Consider the following 23,590-nt stretch of genomic DNA (forward strand, 5'->3'; position numbering starts at 1 on the left):
ATCCTTGTCGGCGCAGAGCCCTGAGAGAGTATCTTGAAGCGTCAAACGGCAGTGAAACCGCTCATTGCGCGGATCCCTGCCTTCCCTTTCCCGGGGAGAGAGGAACTGGGAGACGGTCTCAAACTTGTCTGAAATGACCGCAAAACCCTCTAAAAGCCCAGCCCATCTGCTCCTGAGGTCACCGTGCCTTTTTCTGGGTCTAGGGTGACGATGGCGCCGTCGCGGATGAGGCGCGTAGCATCCTTAACTCCCACCAGCACCGGCACCCCTAACCGCAGACCGATCACCGCCGCATGGGAGGAGGCCCCATCTTCTTCGGTGATCACCCCGGCCGCCTGTTTGATCGCCTCCACATAGTTGGCATCGGTAGCGCGAGCAACCAGGATGTCGCCGGCAGTGATCTTGCTGGCATCGAGGCTAGATCTGAGGATGCGGGCCGGGCCGCTGACAGTGCCTTTGCCAAACCCTCTGCCTTTGGCCACCACTGCCTTGACTACCTCTACCTTAATCAGATCGGTGGAGCCGGATACGCCTGGCAAAGTGCCGGCGCTGAGCACCACCAAGTCGCCATCCTTAAGCAAGCCTTCTTCCTGAGCCACGTTGATGGCGGCCTGAAAGGTCTGGCGGGTGGTAGGCAAATCCATGACCAACAAGGGCCGTACCCCCCACACCAACTGCAGTTGCCGCGCCACCTCTACATGAGGAGTTACAGCCAAGATCGGGGTGCGCGGGCGAAACCGGGAGACATTGCGAGCCGTAGCCCCGGTTTTGGTCAGGGTCATCACCGCCACCGCATCCAACTCCTGGGCAATCTCCCCTACGGCGCGGCTGATTGAGTCGGTGACCAGGGTTTTGGGCCGGGGCGAGCCATTGCCACCGGGGCTGCCGTTATTTTGACTCAGCTCCTGCAGGGTGAGGGTGCGCAGGTGTTGGCGGCGATCGACATAGATCGGGCTGAAGTAATCCCGTTCGATGCGCACAGCAATGCGGGCCATGGTCGCCACCGCCTCGACGGGATATTTGCCTACCGCCGTCTCGTTGGAGAGCATGACGGCATCGGTGCCGTCCAAAATAGCATTGGCCACATCCGAGATCTCGGCCCGAGTGGGACGAGGGCTGTGGGCCATGCTGTCCAGCATTTGGGTAGCGGTGATCACCGGGATCCCCAGGCAGTTGGCCATGGCAATGATCCGCTTCTGCAAAATCGGCACCTCTTCCGCCGGCAGCTCTACGCCCAGATCTCCCCGCGCCACCATTACCCCGTCGCTGAGGGCCAGGATCTGGGGCAGTTGTTGGATGGCCTCGTGTTTTTCGATCTTGACAATGATAGGAACCCGCTTGCCGACAGCGGCCATCAGTTCCCGCAGCTCCAGCACATCCGAGGGATCCCGCACAAAGCTGAGGGCCACCCAGTCCACCCCTTGGTTGAGGCCGAAGTAGAGGTCTTCTTTGTCTTTTTCGGTAACGGCGCGGATGCTGAGGCGCACGCCGGGGAAGTTCACCCCCTTGTTGTCGGAGAGGGTGCCGCCGACAATGGTGCGGCAGAAGAGCTCCCCCGCCTCGGGATCCACCGCCTCCACCCGCATCTCCACCCGACCGTCGTCGAGGAGGATCGTCGCCCCTTCCGGCACCTCTTGGGCTAGCTTGTCGTAGGTGACCCAACTGCGCTCCTGGGATCCCAAAATGGGCTTGCTGGTCAACACGAAGGGATCCCCGCTCCTAAGGGTGATCGAGCCTTCGGCGAACTTGCCGAGGCGAATTTTGGGCCCCTGCAGGTCTTGCAAAATGGCGACCTGGATGCCGAGGTCCATAGCGGTTTGGCGGATGAGGCGGATGTTGCGGCGGTGCAGGTCGTGATCCCCATGGGAGAAGTTGAGGCGAAGGGTGGTTGCCCCTTGCAGGATCATTTCCCTTAGGATGGCGGGGTTGGAGCTGGCAGGGCCGATAGTGGCAACAATTTTGGTGCGTCGAAAAGACTCGCTCGAATGCATGGCAATCTTTACCAAGGGAGAGCAGCCCAGATTGTTTCCCCACACAGGGATCCCCTTGATACGATAACCCGTTTTGACACTTCCGGCCTTAAGTGGCGGGGATTTTCAAGCAGCCCGGAAACAGACTCTTAAAGGCGTTGTCAAAGCGCCTCTGCTGACTTTCCACAGACAAAGTCCAAAGGTTGCCGTTACTTCGTATTCGTCGCCGCATGGGCGTCGGCGTTGATGAGCCAACCCTCTGGGGTTCTAAACAGCTCACACTTACCTGCTTTTTCCAGCCTTTTTTACCGCTTCTAGGCAGAAAATGCCATCTTGGGCCTCGACTGGAATGTGTCGCTGCGCATCCGCGGAGAGCAGATCCTCCTCGTGGAGATGGGTGGCAGCATCAACTGGATTTCCCTGCCTCAGTCGCTCACCAGCCGCTGCCGAGAGTGCTGGCGATCGTGCCAAGTGAGAGAAACGGTCTCCATCTGGCCAGGGATCCCACCTGGCGGCTCAACCAGCAGCTCCGTTACTGCAATAACCGCCGGCTCCTCGCCCAAAGCGTGTCGGCCTTCGCTCATCTCAGAGACTCCAGATATTGGCTGAGGTCTTCTTGCAGGCGGGAGAACTCCACTTCAATAGAAAGGCGCAATGCCCCTGTTTTCAACATTACTAACACCTTGGCGGCGTGGGGGCCGGGCCAGATATTGGGATTGCAGAACATCTCCAGGTACAAGTTTGGGGCGGCATGGTGAAACTCAATCGGCGCCTGGGGCTGGCGTTGGGGGCCGCTTGCCCCCACTTTGAGCCGCTCCACAAGGGTTTGCAAAGCCCTGTGCCACTCCCGCGCCCCCTCTGCCGAAAGCGGGAAGCTGGCCGACCCGGTTGCGAAGTTGAGGGCAAACTGAGGAGAATAGGTAGTCATAGAAGCCCGTACCTTCGGCAAGCATTCTCTGGAGGGCAGCGTTGGACAATAACAGTATCTTACGTCAGCTCTTACTAATGGGCGTGGGCACCACCGCTCTGCTCGCGGAGCAGTTGAAAAAGGCTGCTGACGAGCTGGTGCAGAAAGGTCAGCTCAAGCCAGAAGAGGCCTCCAACGTCATCAACAACCTGCTCAACCAGGTGAAATCCGAGCAGAGCAACCTGGAGTCTTACGTGCAGCGGCAGGTGCGCAACGTCCTGCAGGATTTGGGTGTTCCTCGCCAATCGGAAATGGACGAGCTGCGCGGGCGGCTGGATCGGCTGGAGCGGCAGGTGCGCAACCTGGAAAACCAAGTTTACCGCCGCTAGCCGAGCTGGATGGTTCGTTTCTGGCGCTTGGCTTGCCCCCTCGGCCAAGCAGAGTTGGGCAAGGGATCCCAGGCTATACCCTGCAAAACTCTGAAGCCAATTCCCAGCTTTTGAGTCCAGAAGGTCACTGCAATTCCCATGCCAAGCGAAGTTTTGACCATCACGGGCCGCGGGATCCCGCTGGTGGGCAACGACATCGACACTGACCGGATTATCCCGGCCCGTTTCTTGAAGTGCGTTACCTTTGAGGGCTTGGGCCAGCATGTATTTGCCGACGACCGGGCCCAGAATCCCGGCCAGCATCCCTTTGACCTGCCTCAGTACCAGGGGGCAGAGATCTTGCTGGTCAACGCCAACTTTGGCTGTGGCTCCAGCCGGGAGCACGCCCCCCAAGCCCTGGCCAAGTGGGGGATCCGCGCCCTCGTCGGCGAAAGCTTTGCCGAGATCTTTTTCGGCAACTGCCTGGCCTTGGGGATCCCCTGCGTCACGGCGCCCGCCAGCGTGATCCAAACCCTGCAAGGGGCGGTGGCCGAGAATCCACAGCTCCGGTTGACGCTGGATGTGCTCAACAAACAGGTGTGCTGGGAGGATAGAACCGCTGCTGTCGAGATCCCACAGGGGGCCTGGCAGATGCTGGTGCAGGGGACGTGGGATGCCACCGGACAATTGCTGGCCGCCCGGGAGCGGATTCAAGAGGTAGCTGCTTCCTTGCCCTATTTGCGATGGCAGCGGGTCAGGTGAGCAGGTTTCTTCCCCCCACTACTCACCTGTGGCTGGGCAGCGCCGACCCCGATTTTCTGGATCTGGCGAGGCGGGAAATTGCGGCAGCGGATCCCGAGGCCGTCTTTCAGCCTTTGCCGGAGGCACCTGGCCTAGTGCGGGTGTGCAGCCAGCGCTCGTTTGCCGACCTTGCCCAGGCCTGGCAGGCTAACCCGCCCATTTTTTTGCGCCACATCTGCCCCATCCACCAAGAGCGACAGCTCGACGAGATCTCCCTGCTGCGCCTCGATCAAAACCTCTTGGCGGCCATCGACCCTGCCCTCAGCTTTTCGGTACAGACGCGCCGGTTTGGCAAGCTCAACGTCAAGCCCTTCCAGGTTAACGCAGCCCTGGCCGAACAGGTGATGGCGACGGTGGGATCCCCTCTGCAGGTCAAGGATCCCCAGCAGGTGATCTCGGTGGTGCTCCTGGCCAGCTCGACAGGGCTCCGGGCTTGGCTGGGCCTGTCGCTGGCGGCGCAAAACCTCTCCACCTGGGCCGGCGGCGTCCACCGCTTTCGCCGCGATCCCGACCAGATCAGCCGAGCGGAGTTTAAGCTGCTGGAGGCCATCCAGGTGTTTCGCGTCCCTTTGCAACCAGGGGGACGGGCCTTGGATCTGGGGGCGGCGCCGGGGGGCTGGTCGCGCATTTTGCGCCTGCATGGCCAGCAGGTGACGGCTGTGGATCCGGCGGAGCTGGACGAGCGCCTCCGCCACGATGCCGGCATTTGTCACCATCGCCTCAGCGCCCAAGCCTATCTGGCCCGCTGTCCAGGTCAGTTTCACCTCATCCTCAACGACATGCGCATGGATGGCCGTGCCTCTGCCCATCTGATGGCGGCTTTTGCCCCTCATCTGGAGCCGCAGGGGGCAGCCGTGATGACCCTAAAGCTCCCCCACCAGCATCGCCTGCGGGTGCTCCGCCAGACCCTAGACATCTTGGGCAGCGCCTTCCCGGTGGTGAGGGCGCGCCACCTGTTTCACAACCGCAGCGAAATTACCCTCTACCTGCAAAAAGGGATCCCGGCCCCTCACTCTTCCACCACCTGAATTTCCCGGCGCAGCACCTTCTCGCGAATGGACTCCAGCAAGCTCATCTCTTCCGGGGAGATTTTGCCATCGGCCCGGATGGCGGCGATGATTTGATCCACCTCGCTGCGGGTTAACTTCTTATCTTCCAGGGCTTGCTCCACCAGCACCTGCAGTTGGGAAAACTCCATAAAACCACTGCTCCTCTGGGCTTAACCGGTCTTCTCACTTCATCCAGGCTATCTGCGCCCATTCCGATCCCCGGCAGGCGCAAGATTCTCTTCAGGTCAGGTATTCTGAAGAAAATGTAAAAGCCTAGGAGAAAACGACCTCATGGCTGGCCCAACTCTCAAGAGCACTGAGCACGACTGCGCCACTCTTTGCCGAGATGGCTGTGTCTTGGGCGACGCCTGCCCCCACCGAGAGGCGGCTCGTCAAGCAGTGGCCTTCGTCATGAACACCGACTGGGAGACGCTGATGCGGATCGCCGAATCCAGGAACCTACCCAAGGATCCCCCCCAAGCAGAGGTGGATCCCCTGCAGTTTTTGGAGAACTACCGCCTGGGCGGCTAGCTAACAGCTCGGCAACAAATCCCAGTGCAGAATCCAGGTGCTTTGAGCCATACTAAAAATGGGGTCGAATGCCTGGGTTGTATGGTTTGGCCCTGGGTTGTCTTCGGCTTGGTTCTCATTGCTGCCGAGCTGTTTTTGCCGGAGTTGGTGGCCGGGCCGGCGGGTGTGGCTGCCCTAGGGGCTGCTCTTTTGGCCTATTGGGGGTGGCCAGTTTGGGCCCAGTTCTCGGCCTGGATTGTGCTCTCCCTTGGGTTGATCGTTCTCAGCCGGCGTCTGCTGCCCTCTACTTCAACTCAGCTGGAAGATCTCCTGAAGGAATCGCGAGAAGCGCGGGCAGTTACGGCCATTCCGCCGGGCAAGCGGGGTCGGGTCTCCTATCTCGGCTCCACCTGGAATGCCAAGTGCAGCGTCCCCGACCTGGAGATCCAGCCTGGGCAAGAGCTCTACGTGGTCGATCGCCAAGGCAATACCCTGATCGTGATGCCGATGCAGATGCTCAAGTCTTGAGGGGGATCAGAGGCTTGGCTGCGACTCACTGGACAGGCTCTTTTGAAGAAACACCTGAGGAGTCGGGGAATCTCTGCGAAGGCGAACAAGAAGCTCGCCCTCAGTCCACCGTACTCGGCTACCCATCCCAACAAGTCTAGCAGGTTCTAAGTAGAAGATGCCGTTGGCGGTGGGGGGATAGAGGGCGGGGCTCCCGCGGTTTCTGGCTGAACGCTGGGGAGGCCTTCCCTACAGGCGGCGCAACAATTCCCAACAACAGGCCGGTATCGGTTTCGGCCCAGGCCTTCCCGCTCCCCTCGACAAGGCCAGCCAACCCAGATCTCAGCCGACGGCCACGCTCGCAGGGGAGCGCGGGATCCCTTGCAGCAGCCGCTCCATCTCCGCCTGCAAATCCTGGGTTAGAGCTTGTACGGCTTGCCGGCGGTTGGCCTGGTAGGCGGGCCAGCGCTCCGAAACCGAGAGGGGATCGCCGATGCTGAAACGGGCCAGCCGCGGCCCCAACCTGGGGGGGGCAGCGCCGACGGCGTTTTTGCCTTTGATCCAGGCCAACAGGTTCCACAGCCGCAGGGCGGTTTCGGCCAGTTCCTCCAAACTGGGTTGCTCCGGCAGGGGACGCACGGCAAACACCATCAGGGTCTCCACCAGGCGCATGTGCCAGAGGTGGAAGCTGGCCTCAGAGGCGACGCGATTGGCCAACCCCTTCTCCACAGCCGAAAGCGCCGCAATATCAGGGATATCTTCCCGGTAGATCCAGGCCCAGCCTGCCTGTTCGATGCGATGCCGCCGCTCGATCAAGTCTCCCTGGGGCTGCAGGCCAAAGTGCTGCTCGGCCACGCGCAGGGCCAGATCCGATAGGCTTTGCAGACGTGCCAACAGATCCCCTCCCCCTTTCAGGCTGACCCGCGCCGCGTCGGGCAAAGCTGGGGCGTAGAAGCGCTCGTAAAAACGCTCCATCACCTGAATCAGATGCTCGGCCAGGCGGAGCAGGCGGGCCATCAAAAACCCTTTGCCGACATGGGCCGAGCGCGTGGCCGGGAGCTTGCAATCCGCCTCCATGCGGCGGAGCAACCTGTCCAGCGCCAGGCTGGGATCCCTCAAGTAGGAGTAGCGGAGGCCCACCGGCAAGATCAGCACCTCCTCCGGGCGCCCCGCCTTGTGCAGATCCTCCACCGCCCAGAAACTCATTTGGGCCACCCCCGGCTCCAGCGGGTTGAGCAGCCCACTCATGCCGTTGATTGTCCCTTCGGGAGCCACCGCCAGGGGGTACGGGCCTGACACAAACTGCTCGCGAGAGCTCTTCAGCCCTGCCCGATCCAGACGGCCCCGCAAAATCGGGATCCCGCCCAGCCGGGGAAGCCCCCAGCGGCCAATGAAGCCCAGCCATAGGGGCAGGCCGCGGTCGTAGACAAACAAAACATGGGGACGCTGCCGCAGGCGGATCCCCTGTTGTCGAGCTACCTGAGGCAGAAGATGGGAAAACAGGTACATCAAGCAGGGGGGATCGTCGAGGGTGGGGTGGCGAAAGGCTACCAACAGGCGAATCTTGCCTGCCTCAAATTGCTGATAAAGCTGGGCCAAACGCTCGCCCCCCTCCACCTCAACGCGCGGGATCCCCTTGGCCCAGCGCAACCACAAGGGCAAACCCGCTTGCGCCAAACGAACTACCCAAGGCGTCAATCGCGGCGGCAGAAACTTGAGAGGAGGTTGAACAGTCTGGTACATAGGGATCTTCAGATCTAGGGTTGGCGAAGTCAATAAACCCAAGCTTCGGATCCCATCTTAAGGAGGGTTTGGAAGAGAGAAAGCCCTGCAGTGACAGTTTCTCAACTGGATTTCCTTGCCCAACTCCAGAAGAGGTTCAAGCTCCTGTTGTTTTTTTCCTGCGGCTCCGCGTCTTTTTGGGGGCAGCTTCTTCGTTCGAGGTTGAGTCCTCCATCACCTGACCGTTGAGCACTTGCTTGAGGTGAATGTGCTTATAGCCCAACTGAATCTCAAACTCATCGCCGGGCTTGAGATTCATTTTTTCGGTGTAAGCGGACCCGATGATGATCTGACCATTCTTGTGAACGCTCACGCGAAAGGTTGGCTCGCGACCGCGCCTGTCACGCTTGGCAGTTGGACTGAGGCTCAGACCTTTTGCCGCCAGCACCGCATCATAAAACTCATTTAAGTTGACGCGGAGCTTGTTGGTCTTGGTCATGGTTACGTAGCCACAGCGCTTTGCCGTCTCGCGGCGCGGAAGATGGCTCAACGCTTCTACCTTCTGCAGGAGAGCCTTTCCGGTTAAAGGTTGTGGTGGTATGTCCAACATTTTCTAATGCCCTACAGTCCTCTCCAGGATCATAACCTCCTGGCGTACTTCTGCAACCAAAAGTTGGGGACTCTTTTCGAGGCCACATTTTTCTCCTACTACTTGAAGTGGTTCTCTAAAGGAGAAAGGCTCTCCTCAATAGGCGTTCAATCGGTGTTCTTGCCGTGGTAAAAGGTGAGGGGGGAGCAGGGACTCAAGCGCGGAGGGGGCTGCAGCTTTTGTTTTGATGGCGCCAAAGGCTAGAGAATCGGTATGGCTCTTCGGCGCGCTGGGTGCTTCGGCAGAGAGGCCAGAGGGATCCGCAGAATCGGGGGAAGAGAAGTGGGCCAGGCCAGGATTGGCGATGATAAAGTCGCGCCAACCAGACTAGATCTGTTCCTCCGATTCCCACCCCTCTGCCGCCCTAAACCCCCAAGACAGCTTCTCCGAACTTCAGCAAAAGGGGCTGGAGTTGTTTTGCACAACGGGTCGGAAAGATAGCCAAAGCAAGCCTGCGGCCCAATGCCATCACCTACAGGGCCGGTAAGGGATTTCGGGCTTCTCGGCGGGAGCCGGCGACGCCACGGGCGTTTTTTTTTCGCCGTTCGACGGGCGCGGGCGACGCAGGCCGCTAGCAGCCATTTCAAGACTGGCCGATGGCAGTAAGGGCTGGAGCGAAATGGGAGGGACAACTCAGCCGGATCCCAAGCGCTTGGCCACCTGGGAAGGAAGCTGGGCCAGCGGGATCCCCTCTAGGATCTCTGCCGCAAAGGCGTAGGTGAGGAGTTGCCTGGCCTGGGCTTGGGGAATGCCGCGGCTTTGCAGATAGAAGATCTCTTCCGCCTCCAGTTGGCTGACGGTGGCTCCGTGGGCGCATTTGACGTTGTCGGCAAAGATCTCCAGTTGGGGCCGGGTATCCACCCGCGCCTTGGGGCTCAACAGCAGGTTGCGGTTGGTCTGGGCGGCGTCTGTCAGTTGGGCTGCTTGGCTCACCAGGATCCGCCCGCTGAAGACCGCGCGGGCCGCCTCGTCCACGATGCACTTGTGCAGTTGGCGGCTGCTGCCGTGGGGCGCTTGATGGAGCAAGCGGGAGTGGGTGTCGCTGTGCTGGGATCCCTTCAGCAGCGTTAGCCCCTGCAGTTGGGTGTGGGCCTGGGCTCCGGCTTGGGTGATCTCCAGGTTGTGGCGGGAAAACTGGGATCCCCACTGAATCGCCTGGAGGCGGTAGTGGCTGTCGCAGCTTTGGCGCACGGCGGTCTTGTTGATGTGGAAGGCTGGGGATCCCTGCCTTTGCAGGATCACATGGTGCAAACGGGATCCCTCTGCCAGGGCGATCTCCGTAACTGCGTTGCTGAAGGGGATCCCGGATCCCAGGGATACATGATCTTCGATCAGCGTGAGGGAGCTGTGGGCTTGCAAAGACAGCAGGCAGCGGGGCTGGGCCAAAACGGCCTCTCCCTCAGGAGCCACCGTTATGAACAGCAGGTGCAGCGGTGACGGAACTTCCTGGCCGGGCTGTAGGCCAATCTGGATCCCATCGCCCAGATGGGCGGTGTTGAGGGCCGTAAACACATCCGTCTTGGCCAGCGTTTGCAGCAACTCCCCTGGGGCTTGGGCCAAAGGGATCACCTGCAAAGCGGTGGGCAGGCCGCTCAAATCAGAAAGCTGGGGGGCAAAGTAGCCGTTGACGAACACGGCGCGGCTATAGCTGGCTTCCGGCCAAAGCCAGGGCTCTAGGGTTGCTGCATCCAGAGACGGATCCCCCGCGGCAGCCAGGCGAAACTTGTGGGCCAGCAGTGGCGAGAGATCGCTGTATTTCCAATCCTCTTCCCGTGGGGTCGGGATCCCCAGTTCGGCCAATTGGGCGCGGGCCTGCTGCCTAAGGGTGGTGTAGGGATCCTGCCTTTCCGGGATTTGGCCGAGGATGTGCTCCAGGAATAGGCGGCTCTCTGGGGCAAAAGGTTTGGGCAAGGTGGCGCTCATCCCTCTTTCTCCTGCCGAGATGTCGCAGCTGCCGGTTCTTGACCCGACTGAGTTTTGATCCAGTCGTAGCCCCGTTCCTCCAGCTCCAGCGCCAAGGTCTTGTCCCCACTGATGACGATACGACCCCCCTCCATCACGTGCACGTAGTCGGGGGTTACATAGTCCAGCAAGCGTTGGTAGTGGGTGATCAAGAGCATGGCATTCTCAGGGCCGGCCAGTCGGTTGATGCCGTGGGCCACAATGCGCAGCGCGTCGATATCCAGACCGGAATCCGTCTCGTCCAAAATGGCCAGCGTGGGCTCCAACACCGCCATTTGCAGGATCTCGTTGCGCTTTTTCTCACCGCCGGAAAAGCCCTCATTCACAGAGCGCTCCAAAAAAACGGGATCCATTTTGACAATATCCAACTTTTCCCGTACCAGGTCGTCAAAATCCAGAGCATCCAGTTCCGGCTGATCCCGATATTTCTGGCGAGCGTTGTAGGCGGCGCGCAGGAAATCCAAGTTGCTCACCCCTGGGATTTCGATGGGGTATTGAAATGCCAAAAAGATCCCTGCCCAAGCCCTCTCTTCTGGCTCCATCTCCAAGAGATTTTTTCCCAGGTAGAGGATCTCGCCCCCCGTCACCCTGTAGTCAGGGTGGCCGGCTAAGATCTTGGAAAAAGTGCTTTTTCCAGAGCCATTGGGGCCCATGATGGCGTGGATTTCTCCGGCGCGAATTTCCAGGCTCAACCCCTTGAGAATGGGGGTGCCATCGATCTCGGCGCTGAGATCTCGAACGGATAAGATGACAGGGCTGTTTTCACGGATCATGGCTAGACTCTAGGGTTGACACCGAAGGGCAGGAGCTGAAAAGTTAAGGGATCCCTAAACCAGGTATGGATTTTGGGCCTAAGGATCCCCTATAGCTCTATTGGGAGTGGCGATTGAGGATATCCCGGATCTCTGTCAGCAAAACCACTTCTGGTGGGGGCAATGTGGGAGGAGATTCTTCCTCCTTTCGCTGTAGGGTGTTGATCGCCTTCACCAGTAAGAAGATGGCAAAAGCGATAATCACAAAATCAAACACAGCTTGCAGAAAGCTGCCGTAGTTAATCGTAACTGGGTCTTCAGGACTTCCACCGATTTTCCAGACCAAGTTCTGGAAGCTCACTCCACCAATCATCAAGCCTAAAACTGGAGTAAACAGATCTGCTACAAAAGAAGTCACGATCTTCCCAAAAGCACCTCCAATAACAACGCCAACAGCCAAATCTAAGGCATTGCCCCGGCTGATGAACTTTTTGAACTCCTCCAGAAATGCCCTCATGGGGAACTTCTCCTGCCTAGCCTTACGGTTCAAAACTCCTTGATTATCCCCTCTCCCCCCCTGCATCCATGCGCTGTTTGCAACGTCGCCAAGCCCTTGGGCCGCCTCTGGCTTCAGGGGATCACAGACCTCTGCCTTGGGAGTTACCTAACCCCTTACCCTTCTCCTGAAAATGGCAGCGCCTGCTCCCACAGCGTGTCAGCGGCCTCGCCCACTTGCTCAGCTTCGCATTGGGAGCAATCCCCTAGCCGACGGATCCCTCTAACTTTAGGCTCAGCAATCGATCGGCTTCTACAGCAAACTCCATCGGCAGTTGGTTGAACACTTCTCGGCAGAAGCCGCTGATGATCATGGACACGGCATCTTCCATGCCGATCCCGCGCGACTGGAAATAGAACAATTGCTCCTCTCCAATCTTGGAGGTGGAAGCTTCGTGCTCCACTTTGGCGGTGTTGTTTTGCACCTCAATATAGGGGAAGGTGTTGGCGCTGCACTGATCCCCAATCAACATGGAATCGCACTGGGAAAAGTTGCGGGCACCTTCCGCTTTCGGCCCGATTTTGACCAGGCCGCGGTAGCTGTTTTTGGAGTGCCCAGCCGAGATCCCTTTGGAGATAATTTTGCTGCGGGTGTTGCGGCCCACGTGAATCATCTTGGTGCCGGTATCGGCCTGCTGGTAGTTGTTGGTGAGGGCAACCGAGTAAAACTCGCCCACCGAGTTTTCCCCCACCAACACGCAGCTAGGATATTTCCAAGTGATGGCCGAGCCGGTCTCCACTTGCGTCCAAGAGATTTTGGAGTTGGCCCCCTGACACAGGCCGCGCTTGGTTACAAAGTTGTAAATGCCCCCTTTGCCGTTTTCATCGCCGGCATACCAGTTCTGTACCGTCGAGTACTTGATCTCGGCATTGTCTAGGGCGATCAGCTCCACCACCGCCGCATGCAGTTGGTTGGTGTCGAACATGGGGGCAGTACACCCTTCCAAGTAGCTGACGTAGGATCCCTCGTCGGCAATGATCAGGGTGCGCTCAAACTGGCCCGATTCGCCGTTGTTGATGCGGAAATAGGTGGAGAGCTCCATCGGGCAGCGCACCCCTTTGGGCACATAGACAAAGGAGCCATCGCTAAACACCGCCGAGTTCAGCGCAGCGTAGTAGTTATCAGCAATGGGAACCACACTGCCCAAGTACTTGCGCACCAGCTCCGGATACTCCCGCAGCGCCTCTGACATGGAGCAGAAAATCACGCCTTCCTTGGCCAGCTTTTCCCGGAAGGTGGTGGCCACCGAAACGCTGTCGAAGATGGCATCCACCGCCACATTGGCCAGCCGCTTCTGTTCAGACAAGGGGATCCCCAATTTCTCGAAGGTCTCCAACAGCACCGGATCCACTTCGTCCAGGCTCTTTTTCTTGGGCTGCACCTTGGGGGCCGAGTAGTAGACAATGTTTTGGTAGTCAATGGGCGGGTAGCTGACGTTGGGCCAGGTGGGCTCGCTCATCTTCAGCCACTGGCGGTAGGCCCGCAGCCGGAACTCTAGCATAAAGTCCGGCTCCCCTTTCTTGGCCCAGATCTGCCGAATCACCTCTTCGTTCAAGCCTTTGCCAATCGACTCAGAGGGGATGTCGGTTACAAAGCCGTACTTGTAGGGCTGGTTGACCAGGGCGCGGACGCTCGTAGACATGGATGGCTCTCGGGTAGTGACAGGGTAGAAACGCGACTAAGACAGATGGCCAAATAAAACAACAGAGTTGTTGTTTAACTGATCCTCAGGTTACTTTAGCAATGATCCCGTTGTCAAAATAGCAGAGAGCTGTGCTGGCAGCGGCAGCCGATGGATCCCGGTCTAACCAGGAGGGCGAGGGTGGACAGCACGCGCAAGATCTCCGGGCAGGTCGCTCAACCCGCTTCGAGTAAGCAGGCCATCTTGGTCTATCTGCGCAAGGCGGGGCAGGCCAACGCCCAAACTCTGGCAGAGCACCTGCGCATTTCTCCCCAGGCCATCCGCCGCCACCTCAAGGATCTGGAGGCAGAGGGGTTGATCCAACATATCGCTCAACCCAATGGTCTAGGGCGACCCCAGCATCTCTATCAGCTCAGCCCCTTGGGAGAAGAGCAGTTCCCCGCCAGCTACGATGAGTTTGCCCTTGGCCTGCTCAATACGCTGGCCGAAACCCTGGGATCCGAACAGATGGGATCCCTGCTCCAGCAGCAGTGGCAGCGCAAAGCCCAAGAGTACCAAGCCCAGATGGGATGCGGATCCCTGGCCAAGCGGCTGGAGCGCTTGGTGCAGTTGCGCCAGGCAGAAGGCTACATGGCGGAGTACTACCCCTACCCCAACCACCTGGCTGCGGCCAGGGCAACAGAAGGCGCTGAGCAGTATGCCGAGCAATACGTATTGGTGGAGCACCACTGCGCCATTGCCCAAATTGCCCAGCGTTTTCCCAGCGTCTGCGGCCACGAGCTGGAGATGTTTGCCGCCGCCCTGCCCGACTGCCGGGTAGAGCGCCTCACCTGGCAGGTGAACGGAGAACACCAGTGCGGCTACTGGATTGCCAGGATGGGATCCCCTCCTAGACCCAGCCACGAGTAGCAGTAGGTGGCGGCTTCGGAAGACAGGCAAGAGCAGCTATAGCTCTGGCCGTGCAAGGGCCATGGGTCAGTTGGCTCAAGTCCGCCTTTGAGCAGTATTTCCTAGCCAAGATGCGCTGGGGGTGGGCGGTGCCTTGGTTTGAGCGCCTCAGTTTGCAGGGGGTGGGGCTCTCATAGAGCCCATCTCCAAGCCATTGGGAGATTTGGTCTTTCCTTAGCCTCTTTCTCTCGTCACTCTCAAGTTACGCCTTGGACACTTGCACTATGGAAACTCAAGTCGGCAGGTTGCACCAACAAAGGTTTTCCGGCTGGAGCTGGGGCCACCTGGGCTGGGCGCTGCTGTTCCTCTCGCTAGGGGGGCTGGGCGGCTGGCTGCTGGGATCCCAAAGCCGGCCCGGTCCAGGGGTAGCCGCTTCGGAGCTTCCCGTCAGCGAGACGGAGTCCTTGGAAACCGCCAAGGCCGCCCCGTTGGCCACGATGGAGGTCAAGCCTCGGGAAATCGGCCAAGAGCGGATTCTGGTGGGCAGCCTAGAGGCTGTGGAGCGCACCTCCCTCAGCAGCCGCATTGTGGGCCGAGTTCTGGAGCTGCCGGTTCAGGAGGGGCAGCAGGTGGCGGCCGGATCCCTGATTGCCCGTCTGGATGTCAGCGATGTGCAGGCCGCCCAGCAACAGGCCCAGGCCCAGCGGCAACAGGCTGAGGCGCAACTGCAGCAGGCCCAAGCAGGCCTTCTGGCCGCCCAGGCAGGGGTGAGGGGAGCGGAAGAAGCCTTGCGCCAGGTGCAAGCCCAGAAGCAGCAGGCGGAAGCGGAGCTGCAGGAGGCCCGTTTGCACCAAGAACGCATGCAGAAGCTGCACGCCGAAGGGGCCGTGGCCCAAGCCCAGGTGGATCAGGCCAATACGCGGGTAGCCGTGCTCTTGGGCCGGCTGGCCCAGCTCGAGGCCGGGATCCAGCAGGCCGAACAGGGATTGACCCAAGCGCGGGCCCAGCTTGCCCAGGCCAAAGGCCGGATCCCTGAGGTGCAGGCGGCCATGGCCCAGGCGCAGGCGGGGGTGGCACAAGCCCAAGCCAACCTGGCCTACGGAACCCTGGTTGCCCCCTTTGCCGGCGTCGTCACCCGCAAGTATGTGGAGGTAGGGGCTTTGGCGGGGCCGGGCCAGCCGATAGTGGAGCTAGAAAGCAGCGAGCGGCTGCGGTTTTCCGTGGCTGTGCCCGAATCGCTGGCCGGCCAGATCCGGGTGGGACAAGGGGTGCCCATCAGCATCGACAGCCTCAACCAAACCGTGGAGGGAGCCATTCGCCAAATCATCCCCAGCGCCGATCCCAGCTCGAGAACCGTGGAAGTCAAGGCGGAGATCCCTCCGCTCCCCGGAGCCATGCCGGGCATGCTGGGCCGTCTGAAGTTGGCAGGAGAAACCCGCCAAGCCCTGCTGCTGCCCCAGACAAGCCTGGTAGAACAGTTCGGCCTGACGGGCGTGTATCGGCTGGCGGACGGCAAGCCGCTGTTTACGCCGGTGGCGGTGGGATCCCGCTATGGGGATCTGGTGGAGATCCACGCCGGGCTGCAGCCTGGAGACGAGGTGATCCAGGAAGCGGCTGCCGTTCGGGCCGGATCCTTCTGAAGCCTGTTTTCTGGGACAGAAGCCCAGAGTCCTGCTGACTGTCTTGGTTTCCGCCGGGCTTGCGGGGCTTTCGCCGCTGCGGCCCTGTCAGGCTGAGGCAGCGGCAGGAAGTTCCTAGTTGCCCTGAAGCTTTTCTCCTCGCACCGCTTGCAACAGCGTCGCAGAGCGATGGCTACGGGGCGGGCAAGCCTCTTGAGCTGGGTGGGGGAAAGCCGTCCTCTGGGCTGCGCCCGGGGAACCCTGGGAGCGACCCAGAACCTGAGCCCGTCTTGGCAAATCCAGTTTCTTTTTGGGTATACTTCCGCTATACTCATCTCGTACAGATTCCGAGTTCCTTCCCCTGAAGATGATCTTGCGCGCTCCCTTTTTTGGCTACTTTACCTTTCCCTGGCAGCGACCAGGGCGGAAGGGTGGCGCGTAAACTATAAAGCCTAGGTTTACCTGAGTCAGTCCTGAAGCCCTGAGCCCAGTGCCAGGGCTTTTTTGATGGCTCGACAGCTCAATCCCTCACTTGCCCATCCCTTGGACACAATGAAGGACAGTTCTATGCCCCCCCAAACCGACAACTGCAACATCCAAGAGGTGACTCCCTTGATTGCCCCTGCTGCTGTCAAGGCCAAGCTGCCGCTGACGGAAACGGCAGCCCAAGTGGTGCTCTCCACGCGGCAGGCCATTCGCGACATCATCCACGGACGGGATCTCCATCGCCTGGTGGTGATCGTCGGCCCCTGCTCCATCCACGATCCGGAAGCGGCCTTGGAGTACGCCCACCGCCTCAAGCGGGTGGCCGACCGAACCCGCGAGCACCTGGTGATCGTGATGCGCACCTATTTTGAGAAGCCGCGCACCACCGTGGGCTGGAAGGGGTTGATCAACGATCCCCACCTGGATGGCTCCTGCGACATTGCCACCGGCTTGCAACTGGCCCGCTCCATCCTGCTGCAGATCAACGAGCTGGGCCTGCCCTGTGCCACCGAGATGCTGGATCCGGTGACCCCTCAATACACCGCAGACCTGGTGAGCTGGGCGGCCATCGGCGCCCGAACCATCGAAAGCCAGACCCACCGGGAAATGGCCAGCGGCCTCTCCATGCCCGTGGGCTTCAAAAACGGCACCGACGGGCGGCTGGAAATTGCCCTCAACGCCATCTTGTCTGCCAGCCACCCCCACAGTTTTCTGGGCATTGGCCAAGACGGCATGACGGCCTTGGTGAAAACCACCGGCAACCCGGATCGGCACATCGTGTTGCGCGGCGGCGGCGGCAGAACCAACTACGGCCCGGAAGATGTGGCGCGGGCGGCGTTGCTGATGAAGGATCAAGGGATCCCGCGCTCGGTGATGGTGGACTGCTCCCACGACAACTCACAGAAGGACTACCGCCGGCAGGGATCCGTCTGTCGGGCGGTGCTACAGCAGTACCAAGCGGGGCAGCGGGCCTTGATGGGGCTGATGCTGGAGAGCAACCTCAACCCGGGCAAGCAAACCTGGCAGGAAGGGGCGCCGCTCCAGTACGGCGTTTCCATTACCGACGGCTGCATTGGCTGGGAAGAGACCGAAGACCTGTTGCAGGAGATGGCGGCGGTCGTAGCAGGGAAAACCTTGGCTCTGAGCCATTGAGGCGGGGGCCAGCCTTCTGAAAAATCCCCGAACTCCCCTCTCCCTCTGGGAGAGGGGCCGGGGATAGGGACAACTGCTGCCAGAGCGTCAGACGGGATCCAAGACTTAGAAAGGGGTACGCCGGCAAAGCTAAGATCCGATTAACCCAGTTCCGTTCCCTGCTCCCGCAGCGGGCAGGGTGGGTCAACCTGGAAGCTGTTGATGCCTGAAACCTCTTCTGACCCTGTGCCGACGCTACAACTGGCCTCGCCGACTTCTGCGGCCTGGATCGACCAAGCCATTCGTCACCTCGACCTTATCTTGTTGGATCACGCCAACTGCGAGAAAAAAGCGGCGGGCAACGCCCTTAGTTTGCTGTTTCGCTACCCGGCCAACGGGCGGCTGGTGGAAGCGCTGTCGCCGCTGGCGCGGGAGGAGCTGCAGCACTTTGAGCGGGTGCATCGCCACCTGCAACGGCTGGGGATCCCGATCAGGCCCCTCTCGGCTGCTCCCTACGCCAGCCGTCTCAACCAGCACCTGCGCCGCTCCGAGCCGGAGCACCTTTTGGACGCTTTGCTGGTGGCCGCCATCATCGAGGCCCGCAGCCACGAACGCCTGGGCCTGCTGGGGATCCACGCCCCCGACCCGGAGCTGCGGCAGTTTTACCTCTGGCTGGCGGCGGCTGAAGAGCGGCACTGGCAGTTGTATCTAGACCTGGCGCTGGAGCAGTTCCCCGCTGACGAGGTGCAGGAGCGGCTGGACACCCTGCTGCAGGTGGAAGCGGAGATTTTATCGACCCTTCACCCTGAGCCTCGTGTCCACAGCTAACCCATCCCCTTCCCGCGCAACCCCCATGTTCCAGGCAACGCGGCGGTGGTTGGCCCTCTGGTACACCGTGGTAACAGGGGTGTTTTTGTTGCTGTTTGCCGGCAGCTTCTACTGGTATGTGCAGTCAACCCTGATCGAGCGGGTGGACGACACGCTGGGCCATGTGGTGGAAATTGTCGAGCGCTCCCTGGTGGTGGACGAGAGCCTCTTGGATCCACAGCAGGCCCGCCAGAGCTTAGAGGCCAGCTTTCGGGATGATCCCAGCACCCTGGAGGACGACCACATCGACCTGGAGTGGTTTGATCCCCAGGGATCCCTCATCTGGTCCACGGTGCCCGGCGGCATCCCTGCCCCCCTGCTGACCGAGGGATCCCTGCACACCGCCCGCATCGCGCCTGGGTATTGGCTGCGCCAGTTCACCGAGCCGATCCTGGCCGGTGGGAAGCTGCTGGGGTATTTGCGGGTCAGCCACCCCTGGTTTGAGGTGAGCAAGCCGACACGCCAGCTCATTCGGGATCTCAGCCTCTGGGTAGTGGCCAGTTTGGCCTGTGTGGGGGGAATCGGCTGGCTGCTCTCCGGTTTGGCCATGCAGCCCATCCGCCAGTCTTACCAGCAGCTCAAGCAATTTACCGCCGATGCCTCCCACGAGCTGCGCAGCCCCTTGGCCAGCATTCAAACCACGGTACAGGTGGCTTTGGCCGATCCGCACCTGGACGCCGACACCCGCCAGCGCTGGCAGATGGTGGAGCGGCTGTGTTTGCGGCTGGGCCGCCTGGTGGACGACCTGCTGTTTCTGGCCCGCCACGACAGCGGCATGGTGCCTTTCCAGCCCCGCTGCTGTGCGCTGGATGCTCTGCTGCTGCAGGTGGTAGAGGAGTTGCAAGGGCTGGCCAACCAGAAAGGGATCCACCTCAAGCTGGACATTGTCACCCCCGACGAGGAAGCAGAGGGCTATCCCTTCGCCTTTTGGGGAGATGAAGACCTGTTGGCCCGCCTGTTCACCAACCTGATCGAAAACGCCCTTCTCCACACTCCCTCTGGCGGCGAGGTGCAGGTGCGCCTTAGGCAGCGGCTGCGCTCCGGATCCCCAGAACTGGTGCTTCAGGTGCAAGATAGCGGGCCGGGGATCCCACCCCAGGCGCTGCCCCACCTGTTCGACCGTTTCTACCGGGTGGATCCGGCCCGCAGCGGGGATCCCAATCGGCGGTCGGGATCGGGTTTGGGGCTGGCCATTGTCAAAAGCATCGCCGAGCAGCATCGGGGGCAGGTGCAGGTGGAGAGCGAGGTGGGGCAGGGATCCACCTTTGAGGTGATTTTGCCCCAGCGACAATTGGAAACTTGCACTCCAGAAACCCTCTGAAAGTGCTCCAGAAAACAGACAATTCTTGGACAGTATGTTAAGTTCAAGCTAAAGTTCAATTGTTCTTTACTTAGAGAGCTTTACTTTGGGGCTTTAGGTCTTTTTTGTGGCCTTCTGTGTTTTCTGTTTGCGGATCTGAGAACTTCTTTTTTTTAAAACTCAGGATAGGCCAGACAAGGCGGAACTGGATCGCAGCTTTTGTTTTCTCTTACCAGTTGTCGGCAGGGTAATAAGCCAACTGATCAAGCCTGTCTATCTACCGGCAAATCCAGAATAGGTTCCTCTCCCTCTCCTTCGGAAAATGTATCGCTTTCAAGTTCGCGCCACCACTCAGCCCGGCGATCGAATTGCCCTGGTGGGATCCAGCCCTCAACTGGGCGCCTGGGATCCCTGCCGCTGTGTTTGGCTGCAGACGGATCCCGATCGCTACCCGCTCTGGTGGGTGGAGTTGCCATTAGGCCCGGCAGATGGCACTTCTAGCCCACTGTCCTCTGGGGAGGGACTCGAAGAAACCCCTCGACTGGAGTACCGGTACCTGCGCGTTCAGGCCGATGGCGAAGTTATTTGGGAAGCCGCCGATAGGAATCGCTGGGTGCCGCTTGAGCCGGAACCTTTGCCGGCAGTTTTGATCGTGGAAGATGGCGAGTTTGGCCGGATCCCTTTCTATCCATACGGCTATTTTGCCTTGCCGGTGAGCGAGCCTGAGCCCGAAGATTGTCCGGGACTGAAGATAGTCGTCTTGGGCAGTTCGGTGGCCCTGGGGTGCAGCGCCTGGCTGTTGCGAGGATGGGCCTGGCTGTTGCAGAAAGCTCTACGAGAACGCTATGGCCATCAAGTGCGGAACCTCTCCGAATTGGGGGCAAACGTCAGCCGAACCCTGGCCCGATTTGAGCAGGTGGTGATCCCTGAACATCCCGATGTCGTTATTGTTGCCTTGTCTTTGGGAAATGAAGGCTTGGCCACGGCTCTGCCGGAGCATCGCCGTGCCGTCCAAAGGCGGTTTGAAAACGGCCTGCAGCGGTTAATTCAGCGAATTCAAGACATTGGAGCCTTGCCAGTTTTGGGAGGGGTTTACCCCCATGCAGACTACGGCCTAGAACAGCATCTGCTTTTGCAGGAAACTCAGCAAAGGATGCTCAGTTGGGGATGCCCCGTGTTCAACTGGCTGCCCATCTTAGACGATGGCCAGGGGCGCTGGAAGCCGGATCTGGCTTTTGACGCGGCCCACCCTAATACCAAGGGGCACCAACTCATGTTTGCGGCTATTGACCTCTCGATTTTTGATCCCAACACTGTGAAGTCAGCCCCCCTAAAGCTGGCATCATCCAAAGAAAAGCTGATTTTTGAGGATCCCTCTGGCTTTTGGGCGGCCTTGGAGGGTCAGAATCGATTCCGCCTTGTTAATATTACTCCTTATGATTACACCTTGACACCGACTTGGCAATCTTTACAAGCTGCTTTTCAAGAAGCTCGACTACAGCCAGGCTTATATATTGGTAAAAGCGGTGAGAAAGGGCAAGATCAACCTTTGTACTCCCTCTCCATTCATGAGAATGGCTTGATTCAAACAACCCTTTCCATTCCCCCAGATGCCGACCTTGTCTTTTCTCCGGCAGCCGATTTTTTCTCTCCGGAATCCTCAGAAATAGTCTTTAGTGACGGGACTCTAACACTCCTCAAACTTAGCTACCCATCCGCCGGCTTGGATCCCAAGCCCCGCCTGTGTGTGATTAACCAAAGCAGCTATGAGTACAACATCCACCCTATGTGGAAAGAAGTGCGGGCTGCCCTCAAAGCTCTGCCAACAGGCGTTTATGAGGATCCCCTCTATCGCGATGCTCCCTTTCGCACGTTGATGATTGGAGAGGGGGGGTTGGAAAGCCGGGTCAAGGCTGCTCCCAACTCGGTCATGCTATTGGAATACACATGCGCCTTATCTGATATTCATCGCGTTGCTGTTGTTCCCCTGGGGGATCGCTGTGCGGTGCGGATGCTGCTCTACAAGTTGGAATACGACGGGCCTGCCTTTCCGTTTGATCTAACCCGCACCAGCAACCTAGCGGATGTAGCCGATATGATCCACCACGAGTTTCAGGGCATGTGGGATCCGCAATATTTGCACTACAGCCCTGAAGACAGGCGAATTTATCACAGCAAGTGGACAGGTCTTTCTTTCGGCCATGAGGTGGAAGAGGGGGAAGACCCCCTGCAGAATATGAATCCAATCCATGAGCGGATGCGGACTCGTTATACAGCTCGCGCCAAGCGCTTTCTATATGTCTTGGAAAAGGCGGACAAGACCTTGTTCGTGCGCACAGGCGGCTGTCAGCGGGGCGCGGTGATCGACTTGATGGATAAATTGTCCGCTAAGCGAAAGGGCAAGCCCTTCCTACTCCTTATCATTTCCCCTCAGCCTTCAGAGGAGTTTGCCGGGATCCCCAATGTCATCCACTACGATATGGAGTTCAACCCCGACCGCATGTGTGCGGATCCCGAGCATTGGCGGTACTGCACAGAGATCATGAGAGAGATCCTCCATTCTCTGGGAGTTTCCAGCCGCAATCTTTTCTGGTGTCCTCCCCAGCCGGCTTAATTGCCTGAGATCCTACCTAGAATGCGATGCCGGTAGGATCCTGCTCTGCCCTACCTCAGCGGTGTTTGCTTGGCACAGAAAGAGCATCAGCCCAGAGGATCAGCCTTGCTTGTAGGTTTAGCCAAATCCCATCGTTCATTCGCAATAAAAATACGATATACAAGCCCAATATAAACAAAATGCACAAGTTCCCTAACCATTTGTAGGTCTGGATAATTTGGTCGGCACTCCAGCCAAAATCATCAACCAAGCGGTTCATATCCCCACCAGCATCCCCCTGGCCACACAGCAGAGTTCCCCACGGGATCGGAGCTAGCCCTTTTTGGATTCTGTGCCATTGCCAAAAGCTTCTCCAGAGGCTGCTGGCTGCAACTCCCAGAACGACGAATCGCCAAAAGTCCCACCGCCAGCGATCTGGCAAGCGAAGATAAAAGCAGGCCATCAAGAAGGTGCTGATGTAAAACTCGCCGCCCACGCCGCCAAAGGTAATTAGCATTTCTTTGGTGCGATTGGGCATTAGCCAGGTCATATAAAACTGCAGCAGCGCAAGAACAACAACCAATGCCTGTAGCCATCGAATCCGCTCCTTGCGGGTCGACCAGAATAGCAAGCTCAGCAAAAAGAGGATCCCAAAGTACACAAAGGGATCCTTTTCCGGACTGATGCTGGTCCAGCCAAAAGGTAAGGGCAAAGCTCGATGCCCGCTCCACCAGGCAATGCTGGCATGGCCCAGCTCGTGAATCCAAATGTGCCAAGGCAAATGTAACAACTCCAATAGGGCAATGCTGTTTACCAGCAGGGCTACCACAAATGCAACTGGGTAAGCCCAGATATTTATCGCCCAGCTATCAAAAGAAAACCGATCCCATCGCTTTTGGGATCTCAAACGCAGGCTGCGCTGCCAAAGCAACTGAGAGCCACAGAAAGCGCGGATTTCCAATTGCTCTAGGCGTGGAATCCGCAGTTGCTTCACCATCAAAAACAGCCGGGCCACAACAACCGGCGGAGAGGGGCTTTGGGACGGGGATCCCAGCAGGTCGATGCGCAAGGTGTTGTCGGCAAGATACACTTGCGCGGGCCAGCGCCACTTCAGGAGCTCTGCCCGAACCACCCGCAGGATCGCTTGGCTGTCCCCAGCGCGGGCCAGGGGGAGGGGATCAGGTAGGGGGGACATCCACACTCCAGAGGCAGGACGAGGATCCCTACCCATTGTGGCCTGGGCCGACTGGCAACGGCGAAATTGCGCTCCCTCTCAGGCCGCTCTGGGGGGAGCTTGGTATAGTTGAGGGC

Annotated in this window: 23 protein-coding genes; 12 read left to right on the forward strand and 11 right to left on the reverse strand. The window is 59.4% G+C overall.

Annotated elements, in window-relative coordinates:
• Positions 1-149: 149 nt before the first annotated feature.
• From pyk to SYN65AY6A5_RS00660, 3 genes are all read right to left on the reverse strand, one after another.
• Positions 150-1,991, reverse strand: coding sequence for a pyruvate kinase (gene pyk / locus SYN65AY6A5_RS00655; RefSeq protein ID WP_011431019.1), 1,842 nt, complete (start codon positions 1,989-1,991; stop codon positions 150-152).
• Between the two features lie 404 nt (positions 1,992-2,395).
• Complete coding sequence (locus SYN65AY6A5_RS13905; RefSeq protein ID WP_011431018.1) at positions 2,396-2,554, reverse strand: hypothetical protein; 159 nt, start codon at positions 2,552-2,554, stop codon at positions 2,396-2,398.
• A complete protein-coding gene (locus SYN65AY6A5_RS00660) occupies positions 2,551-2,898 on the reverse strand; it encodes a hypothetical protein (RefSeq protein WP_011431017.1) in 348 nt (115 codons plus the stop codon). The genes SYN65AY6A5_RS13905 and SYN65AY6A5_RS00660 overlap by 4 nt, the downstream gene beginning before the upstream one ends.
• 41 nt (positions 2,899-2,939) lie before the next feature.
• Between SYN65AY6A5_RS00660 and SYN65AY6A5_RS00665 the strand changes: the two genes are divergently transcribed.
• The 3 genes from SYN65AY6A5_RS00665 to SYN65AY6A5_RS00675 all read left to right on the forward strand — a co-directional run bounded on the left by SYN65AY6A5_RS00665 (position 2,940) and on the right by SYN65AY6A5_RS00675 (position 5,074).
• Entirely contained in the window at positions 2,940-3,266 is a 327-nt protein-coding gene (locus SYN65AY6A5_RS00665) for a phasin family protein (protein WP_011431016.1), read from the forward strand.
• 138 nt (positions 3,267-3,404) lie between these two features.
• On the forward strand, positions 3,405-4,007 hold the full coding sequence (leuD, locus tag SYN65AY6A5_RS00670; protein WP_041438503.1) for a 3-isopropylmalate dehydratase small subunit: 603 nt from the start codon (positions 3,405-3,407) through the stop codon (positions 4,005-4,007).
• Complete coding sequence (locus SYN65AY6A5_RS00675) at positions 4,004-5,074, forward strand: SAM-dependent methyltransferase (protein ID WP_011431013.1); 1,071 nt, start codon at positions 4,004-4,006, stop codon at positions 5,072-5,074. The genes leuD and SYN65AY6A5_RS00675 overlap by 4 nt, the downstream gene beginning before the upstream one ends.
• Here SYN65AY6A5_RS00675 and SYN65AY6A5_RS00680 read toward each other — a convergent pair.
• Entirely contained in the window at positions 5,056-5,244 is a 189-nt protein-coding gene (locus SYN65AY6A5_RS00680; protein ID WP_011431012.1) for a hypothetical protein, read from the reverse strand. The two genes, SYN65AY6A5_RS00675 and SYN65AY6A5_RS00680, sit on opposite strands and share 19 nt — an antisense overlap.
• Before the next feature lie 142 nt (positions 5,245-5,386).
• Between SYN65AY6A5_RS00680 and SYN65AY6A5_RS00685 the strand changes: the two genes are divergently transcribed.
• Positions 5,387-5,626, forward strand: a complete 240-nt coding sequence (locus tag SYN65AY6A5_RS00685) for a hypothetical protein (protein ID WP_011431011.1) — start codon at positions 5,387-5,389, stop codon at positions 5,624-5,626.
• 81 nt (positions 5,627-5,707) lie between these two features.
• Complete coding sequence (locus SYN65AY6A5_RS00690) at positions 5,708-6,133, forward strand: NfeD family protein (RefSeq protein WP_011431010.1); 426 nt, start codon at positions 5,708-5,710, stop codon at positions 6,131-6,133.
• Positions 6,134-6,454: 321 nt separating this feature from the next.
• On the opposite strand, the gene SYN65AY6A5_RS00695 is transcribed toward SYN65AY6A5_RS00690, so the two are convergent.
• The 6 genes from SYN65AY6A5_RS00695 to sufB all read right to left on the reverse strand — a co-directional run bounded on the left by SYN65AY6A5_RS00695 (position 6,455) and on the right by sufB (position 13,395).
• Positions 6,455-7,855, reverse strand: coding sequence for a 1-acyl-sn-glycerol-3-phosphate acyltransferase (locus SYN65AY6A5_RS00695; protein ID WP_011431009.1), 1,401 nt, complete (start codon positions 7,853-7,855; stop codon positions 6,455-6,457).
• Between the two features lie 136 nt (positions 7,856-7,991).
• A complete protein-coding gene (locus SYN65AY6A5_RS00700) occupies positions 7,992-8,444 on the reverse strand; it encodes an AbrB family transcriptional regulator (protein ID WP_011431008.1) in 453 nt (150 codons plus the stop codon).
• Between the two features lie 672 nt (positions 8,445-9,116).
• Positions 9,117-10,406 carry a Fe-S cluster assembly protein SufD gene (sufD, locus tag SYN65AY6A5_RS00705; RefSeq protein WP_011431007.1) on the reverse strand — a complete coding sequence of 430 codons (1,290 nt, stop codon included), beginning with the start codon at positions 10,404-10,406 and terminating at the stop codon, positions 9,117-9,119.
• The gene (gene sufC / locus SYN65AY6A5_RS00710) at positions 10,403-11,218 is read right to left on the reverse strand and encodes a Fe-S cluster assembly ATPase SufC (protein WP_099883709.1); all 816 of its coding nucleotides are present in this window, start codon (positions 11,216-11,218) and stop codon (positions 10,403-10,405) included. The genes sufD and sufC overlap by 4 nt, the downstream gene beginning before the upstream one ends.
• 97 nt (positions 11,219-11,315) lie before the next feature.
• Positions 11,316-11,714 (reverse strand): large-conductance mechanosensitive channel protein MscL, encoded by a 399-nt coding sequence (mscL, locus tag SYN65AY6A5_RS00715; RefSeq protein WP_011431004.1) that lies wholly within the window; start codon positions 11,712-11,714, stop codon positions 11,316-11,318.
• Between the two features lie 244 nt (positions 11,715-11,958).
• Positions 11,959-13,395: a Fe-S cluster assembly protein SufB gene (sufB, locus tag SYN65AY6A5_RS00720; RefSeq protein ID WP_099883711.1), complete on the reverse strand. Its 1,437-nt coding sequence runs from the start codon at positions 13,393-13,395 to the stop codon at positions 11,959-11,961.
• Positions 13,396-13,575: 180 nt separating this feature from the next.
• Here sufB and sufR point away from each other — a divergent pair, with 180 nt between their 5' ends.
• The 7 genes from sufR to SYN65AY6A5_RS00755 all read left to right on the forward strand — a co-directional run bounded on the left by sufR (position 13,576) and on the right by SYN65AY6A5_RS00755 (position 22,300).
• Entirely contained in the window at positions 13,576-14,304 is a 729-nt protein-coding gene (gene sufR, locus SYN65AY6A5_RS00725; protein WP_099883713.1) for an iron-sulfur cluster biosynthesis transcriptional regulator SufR, read from the forward strand.
• A gap of 50 nt (positions 14,305-14,354) precedes the next feature.
• Positions 14,355-14,480 (forward strand): hypothetical protein, encoded by a 126-nt coding sequence (locus SYN65AY6A5_RS14630; RefSeq protein WP_255322479.1) that lies wholly within the window; start codon positions 14,355-14,357, stop codon positions 14,478-14,480.
• Positions 14,481-14,567: 87 nt separating this feature from the next.
• A complete protein-coding gene (locus SYN65AY6A5_RS00735) occupies positions 14,568-15,923 on the forward strand; it encodes an efflux RND transporter periplasmic adaptor subunit (protein WP_099883714.1) in 1,356 nt (451 codons plus the stop codon).
• A 546-nt stretch (positions 15,924-16,469) separates the two neighbouring features.
• The gene (locus SYN65AY6A5_RS00740; RefSeq protein ID WP_011431000.1) at positions 16,470-17,540 is read left to right on the forward strand and encodes a 3-deoxy-7-phosphoheptulonate synthase; all 1,071 of its coding nucleotides are present in this window, start codon (positions 16,470-16,472) and stop codon (positions 17,538-17,540) included.
• Positions 17,541-17,741: 201 nt separating this feature from the next.
• Positions 17,742-18,347, forward strand: coding sequence for a tRNA-(ms[2]io[6]A)-hydroxylase (locus SYN65AY6A5_RS00745; RefSeq protein ID WP_011430999.1), 606 nt, complete (start codon positions 17,742-17,744; stop codon positions 18,345-18,347).
• Positions 18,348-18,372: 25 nt separating this feature from the next.
• Complete coding sequence (locus SYN65AY6A5_RS00750; RefSeq protein ID WP_011430998.1) at positions 18,373-19,707, forward strand: HAMP domain-containing sensor histidine kinase; 1,335 nt, start codon at positions 18,373-18,375, stop codon at positions 19,705-19,707.
• Between the two features lie 301 nt (positions 19,708-20,008).
• Positions 20,009-22,300: a DUF1796 family putative cysteine peptidase gene (locus SYN65AY6A5_RS00755; protein WP_099883716.1), complete on the forward strand. Its 2,292-nt coding sequence runs from the start codon at positions 20,009-20,011 to the stop codon at positions 22,298-22,300.
• Positions 22,301-22,355: 55 nt separating this feature from the next.
• Here SYN65AY6A5_RS00755 and SYN65AY6A5_RS00760 read toward each other — a convergent pair whose 3' ends face one another.
• On the reverse strand, positions 22,356-23,348 hold the full coding sequence (locus tag SYN65AY6A5_RS00760) for a hypothetical protein (RefSeq protein ID WP_240527936.1): 993 nt from the start codon (positions 23,346-23,348) through the stop codon (positions 22,356-22,358).
• Between the last annotated feature and the right edge of the window lie 242 nt (positions 23,349-23,590).

It is taken from the genome of Synechococcus sp. 65AY6A5 (assembly GCF_002760415.1).
Classification (GTDB): Bacteria; Cyanobacteriota; Cyanobacteriia; order Thermostichales; family Thermostichaceae; genus Thermostichus.

Excerpts from the sequence above, each read along its gene's own strand:
- pyk (WP_011431019.1), bottom strand. The coding sequence starts at position 1,991 with ATGCATTCGAGCGAGTCTTTTCGACGCACCAAAATTGTTGCCACTATC.
- SYN65AY6A5_RS13905 (WP_011431018.1), bottom strand. The coding sequence starts at position 2,554 with ATGAGCGAAGGCCGACACGCTTTGGGCGAGGAGCCGGCGGTTATTGCA.
- SYN65AY6A5_RS00660 (WP_011431017.1), bottom strand. The coding sequence starts at position 2,898 with ATGACTACCTATTCTCCTCAGTTTGCCCTCAACTTCGCAACCGGGTCG.
- leuD (WP_041438503.1), top strand. The coding sequence starts at position 3,405 with ATGCCAAGCGAAGTTTTGACCATCACGGGCCGCGGGATCCCGCTGGTG.
- SYN65AY6A5_RS00680 (WP_011431012.1), bottom strand. The coding sequence starts at position 5,244 with ATGGAGTTTTCCCAACTGCAGGTGCTGGTGGAGCAAGCCCTGGAAGAT.
- SYN65AY6A5_RS00685 (WP_011431011.1), top strand. The coding sequence starts at position 5,387 with ATGGCTGGCCCAACTCTCAAGAGCACTGAGCACGACTGCGCCACTCTT.
- SYN65AY6A5_RS00690 (WP_011431010.1), top strand. The coding sequence starts at position 5,708 with ATGGTTTGGCCCTGGGTTGTCTTCGGCTTGGTTCTCATTGCTGCCGAG.
- SYN65AY6A5_RS00695 (WP_011431009.1), bottom strand. The coding sequence starts at position 7,855 with ATGTACCAGACTGTTCAACCTCCTCTCAAGTTTCTGCCGCCGCGATTG.
- SYN65AY6A5_RS00700 (WP_011431008.1), bottom strand. The coding sequence starts at position 8,444 with ATGTTGGACATACCACCACAACCTTTAACCGGAAAGGCTCTCCTGCAG.
- sufD (WP_011431007.1), bottom strand. The coding sequence starts at position 10,406 with ATGAGCGCCACCTTGCCCAAACCTTTTGCCCCAGAGAGCCGCCTATTC.
- sufC (WP_099883709.1), bottom strand. The coding sequence starts at position 11,218 with ATGATCCGTGAAAACAGCCCTGTCATCTTATCCGTTCGAGATCTCAGC.
- mscL (WP_011431004.1), bottom strand. The coding sequence starts at position 11,714 with ATGAGGGCATTTCTGGAGGAGTTCAAAAAGTTCATCAGCCGGGGCAAT.
- sufB (WP_099883711.1), bottom strand. The coding sequence starts at position 13,395 with ATGTCTACGAGCGTCCGCGCCCTGGTCAACCAGCCCTACAAGTACGGC.
- SYN65AY6A5_RS00735 (WP_099883714.1), top strand. The coding sequence starts at position 14,568 with ATGGAAACTCAAGTCGGCAGGTTGCACCAACAAAGGTTTTCCGGCTGG.
- SYN65AY6A5_RS00740 (WP_011431000.1), top strand. The coding sequence starts at position 16,470 with ATGCCCCCCCAAACCGACAACTGCAACATCCAAGAGGTGACTCCCTTG.
- SYN65AY6A5_RS00745 (WP_011430999.1), top strand. The coding sequence starts at position 17,742 with ATGCCTGAAACCTCTTCTGACCCTGTGCCGACGCTACAACTGGCCTCG.
- SYN65AY6A5_RS00750 (WP_011430998.1), top strand. The coding sequence starts at position 18,373 with ATGTTCCAGGCAACGCGGCGGTGGTTGGCCCTCTGGTACACCGTGGTA.
- SYN65AY6A5_RS00755 (WP_099883716.1), top strand. The coding sequence starts at position 20,009 with ATGTATCGCTTTCAAGTTCGCGCCACCACTCAGCCCGGCGATCGAATT.